Source organism: Streptomyces sp. AM25 (genome assembly GCF_058146165.1).
In genome coordinates, this window is record NZ_JBKIWN010000014.1 from 67672 (window position 1) to 84507 (window position 16836).

At 72.9% G+C, this 16836-nt stretch carries 13 protein-coding genes and 1 pseudogene; 5 read left to right on the forward strand and 9 right to left on the reverse strand.

The annotated features are described in order from the left end of the window. Positions 1-18: 18 nt before the first annotated feature. The 4 genes from ACLHRZ_RS19380 to ACLHRZ_RS19395 form a co-directional block, all read right to left on the reverse strand. Positions 19-1086 (reverse strand): sensor histidine kinase, encoded by a 1068-nt coding sequence (locus tag ACLHRZ_RS19380; RefSeq protein WP_490419733.1) that lies wholly within the window; start codon positions 1084-1086, stop codon positions 19-21. A gap of 177 nt (positions 1087-1263) precedes the next feature. Next, a complete protein-coding gene (locus tag ACLHRZ_RS19385) occupies positions 1264-2373 on the reverse strand; it encodes an aminotransferase class V-fold PLP-dependent enzyme (RefSeq protein ID WP_490419734.1) in 1110 nt (369 codons plus the stop codon). Further along, positions 2370-2783: a RidA family protein gene (locus tag ACLHRZ_RS19390; protein WP_490419735.1), complete on the reverse strand. Its 414-nt coding sequence runs from the start codon at positions 2781-2783 to the stop codon at positions 2370-2372. The genes ACLHRZ_RS19385 and ACLHRZ_RS19390 overlap by 4 nt, the downstream gene beginning before the upstream one ends. A gap of 156 nt (positions 2784-2939) precedes the next feature. Further along, entirely contained in the window at positions 2940-4178 is a 1239-nt protein-coding gene (locus ACLHRZ_RS19395) for an MFS transporter (RefSeq protein ID WP_490419736.1), read from the reverse strand. 397 nt (positions 4179-4575) lie between these two features. Here ACLHRZ_RS19395 and hemA point away from each other — a divergent pair, with 397 nt between their 5' ends. The 3 genes from hemA to ACLHRZ_RS19410 all read left to right on the forward strand — a co-directional run bounded on the left by hemA (position 4576) and on the right by ACLHRZ_RS19410 (position 7864). Then, positions 4576-5817: a 5-aminolevulinate synthase gene (gene hemA / locus ACLHRZ_RS19400; protein WP_490419737.1), complete on the forward strand. Its 1242-nt coding sequence runs from the start codon at positions 4576-4578 to the stop codon at positions 5815-5817. Continuing rightward, entirely contained in the window at positions 5814-6815 is a 1002-nt protein-coding gene (locus ACLHRZ_RS19405) for a hydroxyacid dehydrogenase (RefSeq protein ID WP_490419738.1), read from the forward strand. The genes hemA and ACLHRZ_RS19405 overlap by 4 nt, the downstream gene beginning before the upstream one ends. Before the next feature lie 206 nt (positions 6816-7021). Continuing rightward, positions 7022-7864 (forward strand): UbiA family prenyltransferase, encoded by an 843-nt coding sequence (locus ACLHRZ_RS19410; protein ID WP_490419739.1) that lies wholly within the window; start codon positions 7022-7024, stop codon positions 7862-7864. A 61-nt stretch (positions 7865-7925) separates the two neighbouring features. Here ACLHRZ_RS19410 and ACLHRZ_RS19415 read toward each other — a convergent pair whose 3' ends face one another. Both ACLHRZ_RS19415 and ACLHRZ_RS19420 read right to left on the reverse strand, forming a co-directional pair. Beyond that, positions 7926-9383 carry an aminopeptidase P family protein gene (locus tag ACLHRZ_RS19415; protein WP_490419740.1) on the reverse strand — a complete coding sequence of 486 codons (1458 nt, stop codon included), beginning with the start codon at positions 9381-9383 and terminating at the stop codon, positions 7926-7928. Between the two features lie 103 nt (positions 9384-9486). Then, on the reverse strand, positions 9487-10926 hold the full coding sequence (locus tag ACLHRZ_RS19420; RefSeq protein ID WP_490419741.1) for a PP2C family protein-serine/threonine phosphatase: 1440 nt from the start codon (positions 10924-10926) through the stop codon (positions 9487-9489). A 751-nt stretch (positions 10927-11677) separates the two neighbouring features. Here ACLHRZ_RS19420 and ACLHRZ_RS19425 point away from each other — a divergent pair. Together ACLHRZ_RS19425 and ACLHRZ_RS19430 are read left to right on the forward strand one after the other, a co-directional pair. Next, positions 11678-12445 (forward strand): bifunctional DNA primase/polymerase, encoded by a 768-nt coding sequence (locus ACLHRZ_RS19425; RefSeq protein WP_490419742.1) that lies wholly within the window; start codon positions 11678-11680, stop codon positions 12443-12445. 334 nt (positions 12446-12779) lie between these two features. Beyond that, positions 12780-13421: a hypothetical protein gene (locus tag ACLHRZ_RS19430; protein ID WP_490419743.1), complete on the forward strand. Its 642-nt coding sequence runs from the start codon at positions 12780-12782 to the stop codon at positions 13419-13421. A gap of 418 nt (positions 13422-13839) precedes the next feature. Here the strand turns inward: ACLHRZ_RS19430 and ACLHRZ_RS19435 are convergent, their stop codons facing one another. The 3 genes and pseudogenes from ACLHRZ_RS19435 to ACLHRZ_RS19445 all read right to left on the reverse strand — a co-directional run bounded on the left by ACLHRZ_RS19435 (position 13840) and on the right by ACLHRZ_RS19445 (position 16603). Then, positions 13840-14811, reverse strand: coding sequence for a DUF5926 family protein (locus ACLHRZ_RS19435; protein ID WP_490419744.1), 972 nt, complete (start codon positions 14809-14811; stop codon positions 13840-13842). A 227-nt stretch (positions 14812-15038) separates the two neighbouring features. Then, positions 15039-15650 (reverse strand): annotated as a pseudogene (locus ACLHRZ_RS19440) (ATP-binding protein). A 107-nt stretch (positions 15651-15757) separates the two neighbouring features. Continuing rightward, a complete protein-coding gene (locus ACLHRZ_RS19445; protein ID WP_490419745.1) occupies positions 15758-16603 on the reverse strand; it encodes a glycerophosphodiester phosphodiesterase in 846 nt (281 codons plus the stop codon). Positions 16604-16836: the final 233 nt, after the last annotated feature.

Genomic DNA, 16836 nt, shown 5'->3' on the forward strand with positions numbered 1-16836 from the left:
TCCCCCCGTTTCCCCTGTTTACCGCTGCACCGTGTCCACCGGGTTTCTGGCATATGGAATGCGCAGAGTGACCCGAGTGCCCCTCCCCGGTGCACTCGTCCAGTCGGCACGGCCGCCCAGACCCACGGTCCGTTCACGTATCGACGAAAGGCCGGAGGCGGTGCCGGAAGCCAGCGCCTCGGGCACGTCGAATCCCTTTCCGTCGTCCTCGACGCACGCGTAGACCTCGTGCGGGGCGATGTCCACGTTCACCCCGATCATCGATGCTTCCGCGTGGTTGAAGGAGTTCCGCAGACATTCCCTGAGGATCACGAACAGCTCTTCGCGGAACGTCCGGGCGACCCACTGCTCGTCCCCGCTCACGTGGATGCGGGTCTTCGGCGTGACGAAGTGCGCGCTGTCGAGGAATTCGCGGAGGGACGATTCGAGGCCGGCCCGGGGCGTGGCGATGCGCAGCTCGCCGACCAGGGAACGGGCGTAGGCCAGGGCTTCCCGGAGGGACGAGTAGGCCATGTTCAGGCGCTGCCCGGCGGGCCCGTCGAGCTCCTGGGCCTCGTGCAGTTCGAGGCAGCGCAGGGTCATGGCGAGGGAGCTGCCGAGGTGGTCGTGGATGTCGCGGGACAGCTGCAGCCGGTCCTCGCTGTTCGCGTTCCTGACCTCGGTCAGCAGAAAGGCGTCGTAGCCCTGCATCGCGGACTGCACCCGGTGGCCCACACTGCTGTTGTACGCGTGCAGGGCGCGCATCAGCAGCATGTCCGCCTCCGCGCGCGGGAATTCGGCCGCCGTGGTACGGAAATGGTTCAGGACGGTTTCGAAGAGAACCGTGCAGGCGTGGAAAGAATATGCGGGGTGGACACCGTGGAAGGCCCGGTTCCGGCCCAGACTGCCCGATTTTGACAGGGAATTGTCGTCCGGTTGCTCCCAGACGTCCCGGAGGGCGGCGACGCAGTCGTCGACGATGCCTTCGGCCTGCCACGCGCACTCTCCCCAGTGCGGTGGTTCGCACAGGACGCTGCCCTTGTCGCGCAGCGCCTGCCGGTATTCGCGCAGTATTGCGGGCAGCCGCCCCGCAATCGCATCGGCCATGCGTGCCGCATGCCTGTTCTCCGCCCCCTTGCCGTCCGGTGCGTCGACCGACGGCGAGCCCGTGCAAGGCACTTCATGGCTGTTCATCTCCGGCTCAGACTAACACCGGGCCCAAAACGTCGTCTGCTGCCCGAACCCGGGCAGCAGACGACGGAACGAGGGAAGGGGAGATTGCTTTTAGGCCGGGACGGCCGCCTTGCGCACCGCCGAGAGCGCGGCCTCCACATCCGTACGGTCGTTGAAGAAGTGGAACCCGACCCGCAGCCGGTCGGCCAGCGCGGTCGCGCGGACCCGGCGCGCGGCCAGCTCGCCGGCCAGCCGGGCGGCGTCCTGCGTCCGGACCACCGCGATGTGCGAGGCCCGCCCGTCGGCCACCCGGGGCAGGCCCAGTTCCCGCGCCCCGGCCAGGAACTCCTCGGCGAGGCCGAGACAGTGACGCTCCACCTCGGAGGTGTCGAGCCGGCTCATCAGCCGTACGGCCTCGCAGGCCCCGAGCCACGAGAACCAGGCCGGCGAGGTGTCGCAGCGCGCCGCGCCCGGCGCCGGGTCGAGCCCGCCGCCGAAGTAGGCGTGGGGCGCGGCGGAGGACTTCCAGCTCGGCATGAGCGGGGCCAGGCCCGCCAGCCGGTCGGGGCGGACGACCAGCCAGGCCGCTCCCCTGGGGCACAGCATCCACTTGTATCCGTGCACGGCGAGGTAGTCCGGCCGCAGCTCCGCCATGTCGAGGCGCAGGGCGCCCAGCGACTGCGTGGCGTCCACGAACAGCCGTGCCCCGGCCCGGTCGGTCGCCGCCCGCAGGGCGGGGAGGTCGGCCCGTACGCCGTCCCGGCTCAGGACCTCGCTCACGGCCAGCAGGACCGTGCGGTCGTCGACGGCGGCCACGAGTTCCTCGGTGCGTACGGCGCCGTCCCGGGCCGGAACGAGCGTGATCTCGTGGCGCGCGGGGTCGAGGGCCAGCCAGGGCAGGAGGTTGCTGCGGAACTCGTCGGCGGGGACGACGACGCGGCCCGGCGGCAGGCTCGCCGCCACCGTCGCGGCGGCCTCGGCCACCGAGGCCATGGCGGCGACCGACGTGTCGGGGATACCGAGGTACGCGGCGAACAGCGCACGGGCCCGGGCCGCGGCGCCGTCCCACTCCAGCCAGTCGAACTCCCCGGTGCGCCAGTGGTCGAGCACCTCGCCCAGCGCCCGGCCCACCGGCTCGGGGCAGGGCGGTGAGCCCGGGGTGTCCAGCCAGGCCGTGGTGCGCAGCGCCGGGAAGAGCGCCCGGAACTCCTCCGCTCTCATGCGGGGACCGCCACGATTCCCTCGATCTCCACGGCCAGTTCGGGCTTCGCGAGACCGGCCACGACGGCCAGCGAGTGCGCGGGGTACACGTGGTCGGGGTACCACTTGGCGTAGTACTCGTCGCGGGCGGCCATGAAGCCGGCCAGGTGCTCGGGGTCGGCGCCGGAGACGAAGGTGAGGAGCTTGACCAGGTCACCGGGACCGGCTCCGAGGGAGTCCAGGAGGGCCTCGATGTTGGCGAACGTCTGACGCGTCTGTGCGGCGGCGTCCGGCCCGGCCAGTTCGCCGTCCGGGCGGCTGCCCACCTGTCCCGAGATCCAGACCAGGCGGTGACCGGCCGGCGCTTCGGCGAGGTGGCTGTACTTGCCGATCGGAGCGGCGATCCCGGACGGATTCCAGTAGCGGGCCATGAGCGTGTCTCCGTGACGTGTGATGACCGGTGTTGACGTGCGTTTGATGATGCTCGATGACGGCAAGTGCCGGACGGCACGCGTCATCAGAGGGACGAGGAGTGGGTGCACGGGCCCCGGTCGGTGCGACCTGGGGGCGGGGCCCGTGCACCCGGTTCAGGAGCGGGCGCCGGGCGCCTTGCGGGTGATGAAGACGAGCACGGCGGCGATGCACAGCACCGCGGCGAGCACGTAGAGCAGGACGTCGAAGCCCTTGCCGATCAGTGCGTTGGCCACCTGCGGACCGAGGCTCGCGCCCACGAAGAAGCAGAACGTCGACAGCGCGAGGGCGGTGCTGCGGGAGGCTCCGGCGCGCTCGCCGACCGTACCGACCATGGCCGGGGTCGCGATGGTGATGGCGGCCACGAAGATCAGCAGCAGGACGGCCAGTCCGGCCGTGCCCGGCGAGAGGATGCCGGTCACCAGGGCGACCACGGCGGCGAGCAGCATGCCCAGCCCCACCCGGAGGGCACCGGGGATGCGGCCCAGCCAGGGCGTGAGCAGGGGCACGATGATCATCGCGGGGAGCGAGCTGGCCCGCAGCATGAGCAGGGCCTGGCTGTCGTCGACGATGCCGCCGAGCTGGATGCCGGTGTACATGGCGACGAACGAGCCGAACACGGCGGGCGTGGCCAGGTACAGCAGCCGCAGGCCCGGAGTGGCCAGGACCTTCGGGATGGCGCGGTACGCGGCCAGCGGGGAGCCGCCCGTCGGCGGCAGGTCGGAGACCATCACGGCCCGCAGCACCACGGCCATGACGGCGAAGGCGACGGCACCGGCGACGAAGACCGCCCGCCAGCCGAAGGCGGAGGCGATGCTCTGGGAGGCGACCTGGCCGACGACCGCCGAGGCCAGGAAGGAGGTGGTGACCGCCGTGGTGGTGACCATCCGGCGCTCTGGAGCGATGCGCTCCGCTATGTAGGAGAGCACGGTGGGGGGAAACGCCGCGACGGTGATGCCCTGGAGCACACGCAGGCCGATGCCCACCCCGAGTCCGGGTGCGCAGGCGACCGCCAGGGTGGTGACCGCGGTGGCGGCGATGCCGCTCACGACGATGCGGCGGTGTCCGAAACGGTCCGAGAGCGGACCGAAGATGACGAATCCTCCGGCGTAGCCGAAGCCGAAGGCGCTGGCCATCCAGGTCATGGACGAGGTGCTCGCGCCCCAGGCGCTCGCCATCCGGTCCATCACCGGGATCACGGCGTACATCTGGCCGGTCGCCAGGAGTGCGGTGACGACGAAGGCCACCAGGCTCCGGCCGAGGGGGGCGTGGCCTCCCTGCCGCCCGGCCGCCGGCCGGGCGGGCGGCGGCTGTGCCGCCGGACTGTCTTTCGTGCGGGTCGTTCCGTGTGCCATGGGGGTCCTCCCGACCGTCTGCGTCCCGACTGTCTGGGAACAGCCAGAGGACTCTATTGACCACGGGCTTATGAGGGAAATGGCATGTAGCCACCACCTATACAGATTCCGTATAAATGAGGACGCGCTTTTCCGGGCAGCCACCGCCCGGCGGGCTTATATCTGCGGAACGTATAGGTGGCGCATCAATGGAATTTCCCCCCGGGATCCGGCGGCGGTTATGTTTTCGGCCACCGAGGGGGGCCCGGCGGCGCCGGGCATTCGTATATCGGCTCTTCCCCGGCAGGCGATTCCGCTGTGCGGTGCGCCAGGCCCTCCTCCATGGGCGAGTCGGCCCCGCGTTCCCCGTTCTCCGGCAACGCGGCCGACCCGGTTCCAGCAACCAACGGAGGAATTGTTGTACGACTACCACGGCTTCTTCGCCGCTGAGATCGAGGCGCTCAAGGAGCGCGGCGGTTACCGGACCTTCCTGGACATCGAGCGCCAGGCCGGCAGCTTCCCCCACGCGCTCCGCTACGACTCCGCCAACGGCGGCCGGATCAGCGTCTGGTGCAGCAATGACTACCTGGGCATGGGCCAGCACCCGCTGGTTCTGGAAGCCATGCGGAAGGCCGTCGACGAGGCGGGTGCCGGCAGCGGCGGATCCCGCAACATCTCGGGCAACAATCACTACCACGTGCTCCTCGAGGAGGAGTTGGCCGATCTGCACGGCACCGAGGCGGCGCTGATCTTCCCGTCCGGCTACGCGGCGAACGACGCCGCGCTGACCGTGCTGGCCGGCCGGCTTCCCGGCTGCGTCGTCCTCTCCGACGAGCTGAACCACGCGTCGATGATCGCGGGCATCAAGCACAGCGGCGCCGAGAAGCTGATCTTCCGTCACAACGACGTCGACCACCTGGAGGAGCTGCTCGCGGGCACCGACCCGGCCACGCCCAGGATCGTGGCGATGGAGAGCATCTACTCCATGGAGAGCGACAAGGCGCCGCTGGAGCGGATCGCCGAAGTCTCCCGCGCCTACGGTGCGTTCACCTATCTCGACGAGGTCCACGCCGTGGGCATGTACGGTCCCCGGGGCGCAGGCCTGGCCGCGGAGCTGGGCATCGCCGACCGCTTCGACGTCGTCCAGGGAACGCTGGCCAAGGCGTTCGGCATCGCGGGCGGCTACGTGGCGGGCCCGGCCTCCGTCATCGACGCGATCCGCAGCTTCGCCTCGGCGTTCATCTTCACCACGTCCCTCCCGCCCGCCGTGGCGGCCGGCGCGCTCGCCGCCGTGCGCCACCTCAAGCGTTCCGACAGCGAGCGCGAGGAGATGAAGGCCAAGGCGGCCCTGCTGCACCACCTGCTGCGCTCGCGCGGCATCCCGGTGGTCTCCGACGCGGCCCACATCGTGCCCGTGCTCGTGGGCGACTCGGCCAAGTGCCGCCAGGTGGCCGCCGAACTGCTGGACCGGCACGGCATCTACGTCCAGCCGATCAACTCCCCGAGCGTGCCGACCGGTTCGGAGCGGCTGCGGGTCACCCCGACGCCGCACCACACCGAGGACCAGATCCACTGGTTCGCCAACTCGCTGGACGCCATCTGGAGCCGGGCCAACCTGCCGCGGATGCGCCAGGGCGGCCTCGTGGGTGCCGCGCTGTGAGCCCGCACACTGAGCGGCCGGTCGTCGTCGTGGGCGACCCGCTGCCGTCCGAAACCCTCGCAGCCCTCCGCCCCTACGAGGTCCGGCACTGCGACGGCGGCGACCCCGCGGCGCTGCGCGAGGCCCTCGCGGACGCCGACGGCCTGCTGATCCGCAGCGGCACGCAGGTGACCGCCGACGTCCTCGCCGCCGCACCGCGGCTGAAGGTCGTCGGCCGGGCCGGGGTGGGGCTGGACAACGTGGACGTCCCGGCGGCCACCCGGGCCGGAGTCGTCGTGGCCAACGCCCCGCACTCCAACGTCCTCAGCGTCGCCGAACTGACCGTGGGCCTCATCATCGCCTCGCTCCGCAAGGTCCACGCCGCCGGCGCCTCACTGCGCGCGGGCCGCTGGGAGCGGGCCGCGTTCCAGGGCGCCGAACTGGCCGGCCGGACCGTCGGCATCGTCGGCCTCGGCAACGTCGGCAAGCTCGTCGCCCGCAGGCTCGCCGGCTTCGACGTCGAGCTGCTGGCGTACGACCCGTACGTACCGGCGGAGGCCGCACCCGCCCTCGGCGCGCGGCTGGTGGAGCTGGACGAACTGATGTCCCGCAGTGACGTGGTGACCGTGCACCTGCCCAGGACGGCCGACACGACCGGCCTCATCGGCCGCCGTGAACTGCACCTCGGCAAGCGCACCATGCACCTGGTCAACACCTCGCGCGGCGGCATCGTCGACGAGGAGGCGCTGTACGCCGCGCTGTTGGAGGGCCGGATCGCGGGGGCCGCGCTGGACGTGTTCCGGACCGAACCGCCCGTCGGCTCCCCGCTGTTGGAGCTGGACAGCGTCACCGCCACGCCGCACCTGGGGGCGAGCACGGCGGAGGCCCAGGACCGGGCCGGCAGCGAAGCGGTCCAGGCCGTGCTGAACGCGCTGGAGGGACGGCCGGTGCCGTACGCGGTCAACGCGGCGGCCGTTGCGTCGCGGACCGCCGAACGCTCGCTGGAGACCGTGGGCTGACGACCCGGCCGCGGGACCGGGTCCGGGCGGTGCAGCACCGCCCGGACCCGGGTGTCCGATTCCCACCGGAAAATGTCACGCTTTCAACTATGATCACTACTGTCCGTGCAGATGCCCGGCTCCGGCGGTACCGGCGGTATCGCCCCGGCCGGTCGATGCCGGTCCCGAGGACGCTCTGGCTGTGCCTCCGGGAAGCCAGGCCGTCGGTGCAGATCATCTTTCTGATGCGCTTCGCCGTGGCCTTCCTCCTGGCCTCGGGGACGGTCTCCGGGCCGGCCCCCGCCGTGGTCCTGACGGCCGCGCTCGCCTGGGGTCTGGCCACGACCTGCGTCTACCTCGTCAACGGCATCCACGACGCACCCGAGGACCGGCTCAACGCCAACGGCCGCCCCATCAGCAGCGGCGCACTCGACCCCGGCCGGGCCACCGTGGTCGCCCGGGCGCTCGCAGCCCTCGCGCTGACGGCCGCCGCGGTGAGCGGCGTACCGCTCCTGCTGTCGCTGGTGGCCCTCCAACTGCTCTGCGGATACGCCTACTCGGCACCGCGCATCGCCCTCAAGCGCCGTACGTCCACCGCCGTCACGGCCATCCTGCTGCTCGGCGGTCTGACCTTCGCCGCCGGATGGGCCACTGCGGGCGCCGACGGCGGCGCCCTGCCCGTGAGCCTCTTCGCCGGTGCGCTGACACTGTGGATGGGTGCGGTCGGAGCCTTGGTCAAGGACCTCTCCGACCTGCGGGGAGACGCCGCCGCCGGGCGGCGCACGGCCCTCGTGCTGTGGGGCGAGCGCCGGGCCCGGACGGTCTGCGCGGTCAACCCGGTCGTGCTCGCTCTGGCCTACGCCGCCGTCGCGGCCACCGCCGCCCCGGTCCTGCTCCCGTCCGCGGCGGTCCTGCTGCCCGGCGCCCTCGCGACGGCCCACCTCGTCCGCACCACCACCTCCGGCGACCCGCGCAGCCGCAGCCGGCTGCCCTACCGCGCGTTCATGCTGACGCAGTACGGGGCGTGCTCGGCCCAGCTCGCGGCGGCGCTGTTCCAGACCGCCGGCTGAACAACGCAGGAGCCGCGGCCCGCGAGTGCGGGCCGCGGCTCCTACGCGGGTACGGGCGGGCTCAGCCCTTGAGCCCTGCCATCCACGCCTCGATGTCCGCGGACGTGCGCGGCAGCGCGGCGGAGAGGTTCCGGTTGCCGTCCTCGGTGACGAGGATGTCGTCCTCGATGCGGACGCCGATGCCCCGGTACTCCTCCGGCACGGTCAGGTCGTCGGCCTGGAAGTACAGGCCGGGCTCGACGGTGAGGACCATGCCGGGCTCCAGGACGCCGTCGACGTAGGTCTCGGTGCGGGCGACCGCGCAGTCGTGGACGTCCAGGCCGAGCATGTGGCCGGTGCCGTGGAGGGTCCAGCGGCGCTGCAGGCCGAGCTCCAGGATGCGCTCGACCGGGCCCTCGATCAGGCCCCACTCGATGAGCTTCGCGGCGAGGACGCGCTGGGCGGCGTCGTGGAAGTCGCGGTACTTGGCGCCGGGGCGGACGGCCGCGATGCCGGCCTCCTGGGCCTCGTACACGGCGTCGTAGACCTTGCGCTGCAGCTCGGAGTAGATGCCGTTGATCGGCAGGGTGCGGGTGACGTCCGCGGTGTAGAGGGTGCGGGTCTCCACGCCGGCGTCCAGGAGCAGCAGCTCGCCGGAGCGGACCGGGCCGTCGTTGCGCACCCAGTGCAGGGTGGTGGCGTGCGGGCCGGCGGCGCAGATGGAGCCGTAGCCTATGTCGTTGCCCTCGACGCGGGCGCGCAGGAAGAACGTTCCTTCGATGTACCGCTCGCTGGTGGCCTCGGCCTTGTCGAGGACCTTCACGACGTCCTCGAAGCCGCGGACCGTGGAGTCCACGGCCTTCTGCAGCTCGGCTATCTCGAAGGCGTCCTTGACCAGGCGCTGCTCGCTGACGAAGACCCGCAGCTCCTCGTCGCGCTCGGCGGTGACCTTGTCGGTCAGGGCCGCCTCGAGGCCGGCGTCGTGGCCGCGGACGATGCGGACGGGGCCGGTGGCCTCGCGCAGCGCGTCGGCGAGCTCGCGCACGTCGCGGGCGGGGACGCCGAGCAGCTGCTCGGCCTCGGTGAGGCTGTGCCGGCGGCCGACCCAGAGCTCGCCCTGGCCGTCCAGCCAGAACTCGCCGTTCTCGCGGTCGGAGCGGGGCAGCAGGTAGACCGTCGCCTCGTGTCCCTCGCCGTTCAGCGGCTCCAGGACCAGGACGCCGTCCTCGGTCTGGTCGCCGGTGAGGTACACGTACTCGGTGGAGGCGCGGAAGGCGTACTCGGTGTCGTTCGAGCGGGTCTTCAGGTTGCCCGCCGGGATCACCAGACGCTCGCCGGGGAACCGCGCGGACAGCTCGGCGCGGCGCTTGGCGGTCTCCGCCGCCTGGGCTATGGGCTGCAGGTCACGCAGTTCGGTGTCGGCCCAGCCGGACTTCATATTGGCGGCAAGCTCGTCGGAGACGGCCGGGTAGAGGCCGTTCTTCCGCTGCTTGATCGGCTCGTCACCTTCGGGGTTCTCGGGCGCGGGCTGCTCAGTCACTGCATTTCCTCCTCGAACGGGGCCGCGTTCCATCGTATGTGTGGCGGAAAGCGGACGAGGAGGGCTGTGCTCCATCGGGTGACGCCGAATTTCCGGACGAAGATCATTCGAAGTGGGCGACGAGCAGGACGACGTCTTCGGCGGCTCCGACGGCCCCGGCGTCCGGCTCCGCGCCCTCCGGCAGGACGGTGCGCAGGACGTGGTCCGCGATGGCCTCCGGGTCGTGGCGGGCGGCCCGGGGGACGCTCGCGGCCGCCCGCTGCAGACGGGCGAAGGCGCGGTCCATGGCGTCGCCGGTGCGGTGCAGCAGGCCGTCGCTGTAGAAGAGGAGCGTTTCTCCGGGTGCCGGTTCGATTTCCACGCTGGGTGCCTCCCAGCAGGCGAGCATGCCCAGCGGCGCCGAGAGCGAGGTCTCCACGTACTCGGCCCGGCCGTCGCCGATGATCAGCGGTGAGCAGTGCCCGGCCCCGGCCACGACGACCTTGCGCGCGGCGGGCTCGCAGTAGGCGAAGAGCGCGGTGGCGGCCCAGGAGGGCTCGGTCAGCCGCAGCAGGAGTTCGAGGTCGGAGAGGACCGCGACCGGATCCTCGCCCTCCATGACGGCGTACGCCCGCAGGGAGGCGCGCAGCCGGCCCATCGCGGCGACGGCGCCCGGACCCGAACCGGAGATCCCGCCGACCGCGATGCCCAGCGCCCCCTCGGGCAGCGGCAGCGCGTCGTACCAGTCGCCGCCGCCCCCGGGGCCGGTGCGGTGGCGGACGGCGAGGCGGATGCCGGGGACCCGGGGGAGACGGCTGGGCAGCAGTTCCTCGTGCAGGGTGGCGACGGCCTCGCGGGCGTGGGTCAGCTCGACGAGCCGGGCCAGGTGCTCGGCGGCGCAGCCGCAGTAGAGGCCGGCCAGGTGACGGCGGCGCTCGGCGGGTTCGGCGGGCTCGTCGTAGAGCCAGACGGCGGCGCCGAGCCGGGGCCCGGGCGCCCGGCCCGGGACCGTGGGCTCCAGCGGCACCGCGTAGCTGGCGGCGTAGCCGAGGCGGGCCGCGACCTCGCGGTGGCGGGGGTCGAGGCCGTCCTCGCCGGCGATGTCGGGGTGGGCCGTGCCGGAACGATTCCCCGCGGGCGGCAGGTCGTCGAGGAGCCGTACGTACCCGCCGTCGTGCGGAATGGTCTCGATGTGCCCGAGGTCCGCGCGGCCCAGCCCCAGGCCGACGGTGACGGGCCGGCCGGTGCCCTCGGGCGGCTGCAGGGTGACCAGACCGCGGCCGGCGCCGAGCAGCAGGGCCCCGGCGCGCAGCAGTTCGTGCAGGGCGGCGTCGAGGGTGGCGGTGCGCAGCAGCCGCTCGATCAGCTCCTGGAGCGTGGTGAGGTCGGAGATCCAGCCGGCGAGGCGGTCCTGGACGACGGCGTTCGGCGCGGGAGGCGCGGGGGAGGGCTCCGGGCGGCCCGGGGACGCGGGGGCGGCGGGCTCGGCGGGGGCCGAAGTGTGCGGGGAAACAGGGGCCGGTGGATTGATTCCGGCCACTTTCGGCAGGTGGGGCGCGCTCATGGCCGGCTGCCCGGGGAGGGCCGTGCGGAGGAGCGCTCCCGGCCGGCCGGACGCGCCGTACGCCGCGATTCGGCGGACCGTTGTGACCAGGCTGTTGGTCTGCGCGTTCTGGTGAATAGCACCGCACACCCCCTGTCGTGTCGCGCGCTATCAGTGCTCCACATGTACACGCCCGGGCAAGGGGATGTCCAGCATTGGACCAGTGGGATTGGTGGTGTCTGGGAGGTTCGGTACGCCTTGAAGTTTGGCCGGAAAATACTGTCGTGGCCGTGGAATTGCGATCGACTGGCGTCGCTCGAACAGCGCGTCACACCCACCCTGGTGGGTACGTACTCGGAGAAGGGCAGGGGCAGTTGGGGCCGCCCGGGAACCCGGCGGCGGGCCCGAGCGTCTCTACCGTCAACGGCCACGCCCGTCCCCGAACGGCGTGGGGCAACCCATGCCGTGGGCGAGGGGCGCACCGGAGCAGCACGAAGCGCCATACGCGCGCCACCCCCCGCCACGTTTCACGCTCGGCCCGCGGCATGATGCGCTGCGTTGTACGCGCAGAGATCAGTGATCCATGTGGTGAGCGGCCTCGAAGGGGCCACGGCGCGTTGAGTACCGCGCCATGCAGTGCCCGTAGTGCCATGTGTTCCAAGCAGTCCCGTGCAGTCCATGCAACGGCCATGGAAGTGCCATGTAGTGCGAGACGGTTCCCGCCGCCGGGCGGGACCGGTCCTTCGGCGTTCACGGAAAGGAACGAGCGCTCATGCGCGAGATCCTCGGAAGGCGACGCAAGCTCTCCCTCCGGCGTGCTAGCCGGTCCGCGGTGCTCACCGCGGCCCTGACGTACGCCACGGAGTGGCAGTGGCCCGTACTCCCCGGAGTGGGCCTGCGGCCGGGCGGCGGCCGGGTGCAGGAGTGCGGCTGCCCGGACCCCGACTGCGCGGTCCCCGGCGCCCACCCCTTCGACCCCGGTCTGCTGGCCGCGACCAGCGACACCCGGATGGTGCGCTGGTGGTGGACGAACCGGCCCGAGGCCCCCATCGTCCTCGCCACGGGCGGGCGGGCGCCGTGCGCGGTGAGCCTGCCCGCGGTGGCGGGGGCCAGGGCGCTGGCGGCCCTCGACCGCGCGGGCGTGCGGCTGGGCCCGGTGGTGGCGACGCCCGCCCGCTGGTCCCTGCTGGTGGCCCCGTACTCGCTGGAGGTGCTCGGCGAACTGCTGCACCGCCAGGACTGGGTGCCCGGCTCGCTGCGCTTCCACGGCGAGGGCGGCTACGTGGTGCTCCCGCCGTCGCCCACGGGGGCCGGCCGGGTGCGCTGGGAGCGGGTGCCGCGGCCGGCCGGCAGCTCGGCGGGGCCGGGTGCCGGGAACGGGCGTACGCCGAGGGCCGGTTCGGCGCGGGTGCTGCGGGCCGGCCGGCTCGACTCCTCCGCGCGGCCCTGGCTGCCGGACGTGGCCACCCTCGTGGACGTCCTGGTGGAGAAGAGCGCGGACAGCGGGACGTCCGGCGGTGGCAGCCGGCTCGCGCACTGAGGCGTCGCCGCCGCCCCGCGCCGACCGTGCGGAAGGACAAGGGCGTTGACGGGGCCGGGGCCCGGACCGGCCGGTTCCGGGGGCAGATGAGAGCGCGTACGGACGGGAGACGCCCGCGCTCTCACTCGTTCGGGTGTAACCAACCCCGAGATGTCCCGGGAAACGGCCGTGTGGGGTCATCAAGACCCGTTCCCGCCCGCTATGTTCGGGTGACCGGGCCTGTGTCGGGTGCCGCGCACAGCGCAGCAGGCGCCGTCGGTCCGGTCATCCGCAGGGGCGTGCCGTCGAGCCGTCCTGCGTTCAGGCTTCCGCGGCGAATTGCAGGTGATCCCTCATGGAGCGAGCGTCCAGTGCGGCCGGTATGGCCGAAATGTCCAGGCCGCGCGGAGCGAATCTCCGGATGCTCGCCCTGGCCGGTGCGGTGGCGCTCGTCGTCGTGCTGCCGCTGGCCGCGGCGAGCGCCGGTCCCGCGGGCACGGCGGGCCGGGAGCGGACGGGGCCGGGCAAGGGCCCGGCGGACCGCGCCGGAGGCGGCGCCCTGCGGGGCGGTGTGCCCGCCGCGGCGCCCGACCCCCGGCCCGCCGGCCGCGCCCTCCCGCTGCCGGGAGTGCAGGACGCCAACATCGCCCAGTGCGGTCCCGAACTCTCCTCCCCCGCAGGCCTGGAGGCCCAGACCTGCGTCCTGGAGCAGAGCCACGAGACGTGGGGGCGCACGTACTACCGGAACGCCACGGGCGGCCCGCTCTCGGGCATGCTGACCCTCATGGCGCCCGACGGCAGCACGGTCCAGGCGCCGTGCGACATGCCTGCTTCCGACGATCCGGGCGCCTGTGAGACGCCGCATGCGGCGTCCGTGCGCGGACATGGCTCGTATGCAGCGGTTGCGGAGATCGCCTCGGCCAAGGGGAACCTGCTGCTCCGGTCCGGCAGCAACTCCCCGGCGGCGGAGGCCGACAGTCCGGATGTCCTTCCCTAGCCGGTCCGCCAGGGCGCTCCGGCCGGGCGCCGAGGCGTCGGGCCGGGGCAGGGGCGCACGGATGTCCGGACGGACGTGCTGTGGGAGCTGCAGGGGAAGGGCTGCGGCCTGCTGTGGGCCGGCTGTGGGAGCGCCGGGGGCGCGGAGAATGCCGCGCGCTCTCCGGAGGCGTCCGGACATGGAAGCGCCCGGTCGCTGGCGACGGGGGATGCACCAGCGACCGGGCTCCTCAAACGGTAACAAGAGATCGGCGGTTCGCAAATTCGATCGCGGATTTCCGGACGCGGATTTCCGGGCCGACAGCGGGAGTTGTGACAGGAGTCACGCCCCCGGGCGCCCGGAAAGCCCCGGAACAGGGCCCTCCGCACGCTCGGCCCGACCGTCACCGGACCGCGGCCGGCCGATCCCCCCGCACGGGTCAGTTCAGGGTGACCTGACGGCTGGTGAGGCCGCTGCGGGCCCGCCGCTCCTCCGCCGACAGCGGCGCGGTCTCCGCCAGCGCCCCGGTGAGCCGCTCCGCGAACTCCCGGGCCGGCTTCTCCACGTCCTCCGCCCGCATCCCGCTCGGCAGGTCCCACACCGGCACGGTCAGCCCGTGCGCACGGAACGAACCGACGAGACGGGTGCCCTCGCCGAGCGAGGTCGCGCCCGCGGTGTGCAGCCGGGCCAGGGCGTCCAGGAGCTGCTCCTCCGGGTGCGTCATCACCCAGCGCAGGTGGTTCTTCTCCGGGGTCTCGCACCAGTACGCGGCATCCGGGCCGGAGAGCCGGACGGTGGGGATCGCGGCGGCGTTGGCCCGCTCCAGGGAGGCGGCGACCTCGCCGGTGGCGTTCTCGGCGTTCTCGATCCAGAACTCGAAGCCCGTGTGCACCGTCGGCCCGAACGCGCCCTCCGGGGCCAGCAGGTCCTGCAGCCGCGGCCCGTCGGCGGCGGCGCGGCCGGCGGCCACCGGAGTGCCGGGCTCGGCGGTCAGGGCGCGCTGCAGGGTGTCGGCGAGGTCGCGGCTGAGGTCGCCGGAGGCCGTGTCGTTCTGCAGGCCGAGCAGCACGGCGCCGTTGTCGCGGCGCAGCGCGGGCCAGGCCATCGGCAGCACGGTGGCGAGCGTCACCGAGGGGACGCCCTCGGGCAGGCCGTCCTTGAGGGTGAGCTCGACCGTGGCGGCGGGGACCAGCTCGCGCAGGGCGACCCAGTCGGCCTCGCCCGGCAGCCCCTCGAACGGGCGCTGCACCAGCTCGGCCACGGCGTGCGCGGCCTCGCGGCCGTGGCAGGCCTTGTACCGCCGGCCCGAACCGCAGGGGCAGGCCTCGCGGGCGCCCACCACGGGGATCGGGGCGTCGCTGCCCGCCCGGGGTGCGGCGGCCTTGGTCTGGGGGCGGCGCTTCTTGGCCATGGTGTGCGGATCTCCCGATCGGTGCGGTGCGCCCGGCGGCGGGGCCGGGCGGCGGACTGCCTTGACGGGCGCGAGCCTAGGCGCTCCGCCGGGAGTCCGGCACGTCATCTGCGGGTGCGCCGTGGCCGGTCGCGCAGTTCCCTGTGCTCCTTACGGGGCGCTACCGAACCGCACCGGACTTTGCCGAGCCTGCTCACGCCCGCCGCCGCACCGCTCTACGCGCGTCATCAGGTCAGTCCGTCGAGCTCCGGGAAGGCGAGCTCGGGGACGGGCTCAACGCGCGTAGCGAAACCGGCGCGCGCGGAGAGTGCGGCCCAGACCGTGACCTCGCCGGAGGCGTCGCGCACACCCCAGTCCTGGGAGAGGGCGCTGATGATGTTCAGTCCGCGGCCGCCGCGGGCGGTGACCGAAGGAGTGGCCGGAATGGGCCGGGTGGGCCCGCCGCCGTCGGTGACCTCGACCGTGAGCCCGCCGCGCTCGTCCACCCGCCAGGCGGCGCGGATGCCGCCGCCGTCCTCCGCGGGGCCGCCCCCTGCCGCGCCGCTCTCCCGGGGCAGCGGGCGTCCGTGCCGGTACGCGTTGCTGAGAAGCTCCGAAAGGATCAGTACGGCGTCGTCGATGACCGGATCCGGTACCCCGCTGCTGCGCAGATCCTTGCGCATCCGGTGTCTCGCTTCTCCCACACCGGCAGGACCATGGGGTACGGCCATGATCGACGACGTGGGCACCTCCTGTGCCACCACCAACGCCACCCCCGAGACCTCCTTTGCCCCACGTCAGGGGATGAATGCCCCAATGGCCTGTACCGGAAACCGGCCATCGCGCACGGGGAGGGGCACTCGCGCGGGTCGACTGCGGAGCGAACGCGCCGGTGCACTCCTTGTAATGGCCTTGCGGCGGCCGTGCGGTGGCGCCGGGGTGCGCCCCGGCGCCCGTCCGTCCGCGTCTAGCGGCGGCCCAGCTGGGTAAGCACTGCCTTGGGCCGGTTGGTGATGACCGCGTCCACGCCGAGGCGGGCGCAGAGTTCCACGTCCTCCGCCTCGTTCACGGTCCAGACGTGCACCTGGTTGCCGGCGCGCTGCAGCCGGGCCACGAACTCCGGGTGGTTGCGGACGATCCGGATGCTCGGCCCGGCGATGTGCACGCCCGCGGGCAGCCGCCCGTCGCGGTAGCGCGGGGAGATGAACTGCATGAGATAGACGGTCGGGATGGCGGGCGCGGCGGCGTGCACCCGCTGCAGGGAGCGGGCGGAGAAGCTCATCACCCGCACCCGGGAGGCCTCGCCCGGGGGCGGTGCGGCCAGGCCGAAGCGGTCGAGCAGGCCGAGCAGCTTCTCCTCCACCTGGCCCGCCCAGCGGGTCGGGTGCTTGGTCTCGACGGCCAGCTCGACCGGCCGCCCCGAGTCGGCGACGAGCTCGAGGAGGCGCTCCAGGGTGAGGACGGAGGTGCGCTCGTGATCGGGGGCGGCCGGGTCGAGGTCGGGTGCCTCGGCGTCGGCGGCCTTGCCCTTCCACGAGCCGAAGTCGAGCGCTGCGAGGTCGGCCAGTTCGAGGGCGGAGACGGCGCCGCGGCCGTTGGAGGTGCGGTTCACCCGGCGGTCGTGCACGCAGACCAGGTGCCCGTCGGCGGTCAGCCGGACGTCGCACTCCAGCCCGTCGGCGCCGTCCTCGAGCGCTTTGCGGTACGCGGCCAGCGTGTGTTCCGGGGCGTCCTCGGAGGCTCCCCGGTGGGCTACGACGGCGAGCGGATGGCGCTCGGGACGGATGTCCCGGGCCGGGTGCGCATAGGTCACCGCGTTATGGTGCCACCGCCTGGCACAATCGCGCATGCGGGCCCTTTGTTCGGTAATCGCCCTGATCCGGGCGGCTCCGGCGGGGGCCGCGAGGCCAGTGAGGACACAGCCTCCGTTTACGGCGGTCTGACGTGCGATGGGAAAAGCTTGCGGCAGACATGTTGCGAGCGTGGCCTGGGTCGCGAAAAGACCGGTGTGTACCGAAATGCATCGGACTGCACCATGCACCTGAT

What these genes read in the sequence shown, in the direction of transcription:
- ACLHRZ_RS19380 (WP_490419733.1), bottom strand. Translation starts at nt 1,086, where the DNA reads ATGGCCGATGCGATTGCGGGGCGGCTGCCCGCAATACTGCGCGAATAC.
- ACLHRZ_RS19385 (WP_490419734.1), bottom strand. Translation starts at nt 2,373, where the DNA reads ATGAGAGCGGAGGAGTTCCGGGCGCTCTTCCCGGCGCTGCGCACCACG.
- ACLHRZ_RS19390 (WP_490419735.1), bottom strand. Translation starts at nt 2,783, where the DNA reads ATGGCCCGCTACTGGAATCCGTCCGGGATCGCCGCTCCGATCGGCAAG.
- ACLHRZ_RS19395 (WP_490419736.1), bottom strand. Translation starts at nt 4,178, where the DNA reads ATGGCACACGGAACGACCCGCACGAAAGACAGTCCGGCGGCACAGCCG.
- ACLHRZ_RS19420 (WP_490419741.1), bottom strand. Translation starts at nt 10,926, where the DNA reads ATGAGCGCGCCCCACCTGCCGAAAGTGGCCGGAATCAATCCACCGGCC.
- ACLHRZ_RS19425 (WP_490419742.1), top strand. Translation starts at nt 11,678, where the DNA reads ATGCGCGAGATCCTCGGAAGGCGACGCAAGCTCTCCCTCCGGCGTGCT.
- ACLHRZ_RS19430 (WP_490419743.1), top strand. Translation starts at nt 12,780, where the DNA reads ATGGAGCGAGCGTCCAGTGCGGCCGGTATGGCCGAAATGTCCAGGCCG.
- ACLHRZ_RS19435 (WP_490419744.1), bottom strand. Translation starts at nt 14,811, where the DNA reads ATGGCCAAGAAGCGCCGCCCCCAGACCAAGGCCGCCGCACCCCGGGCG.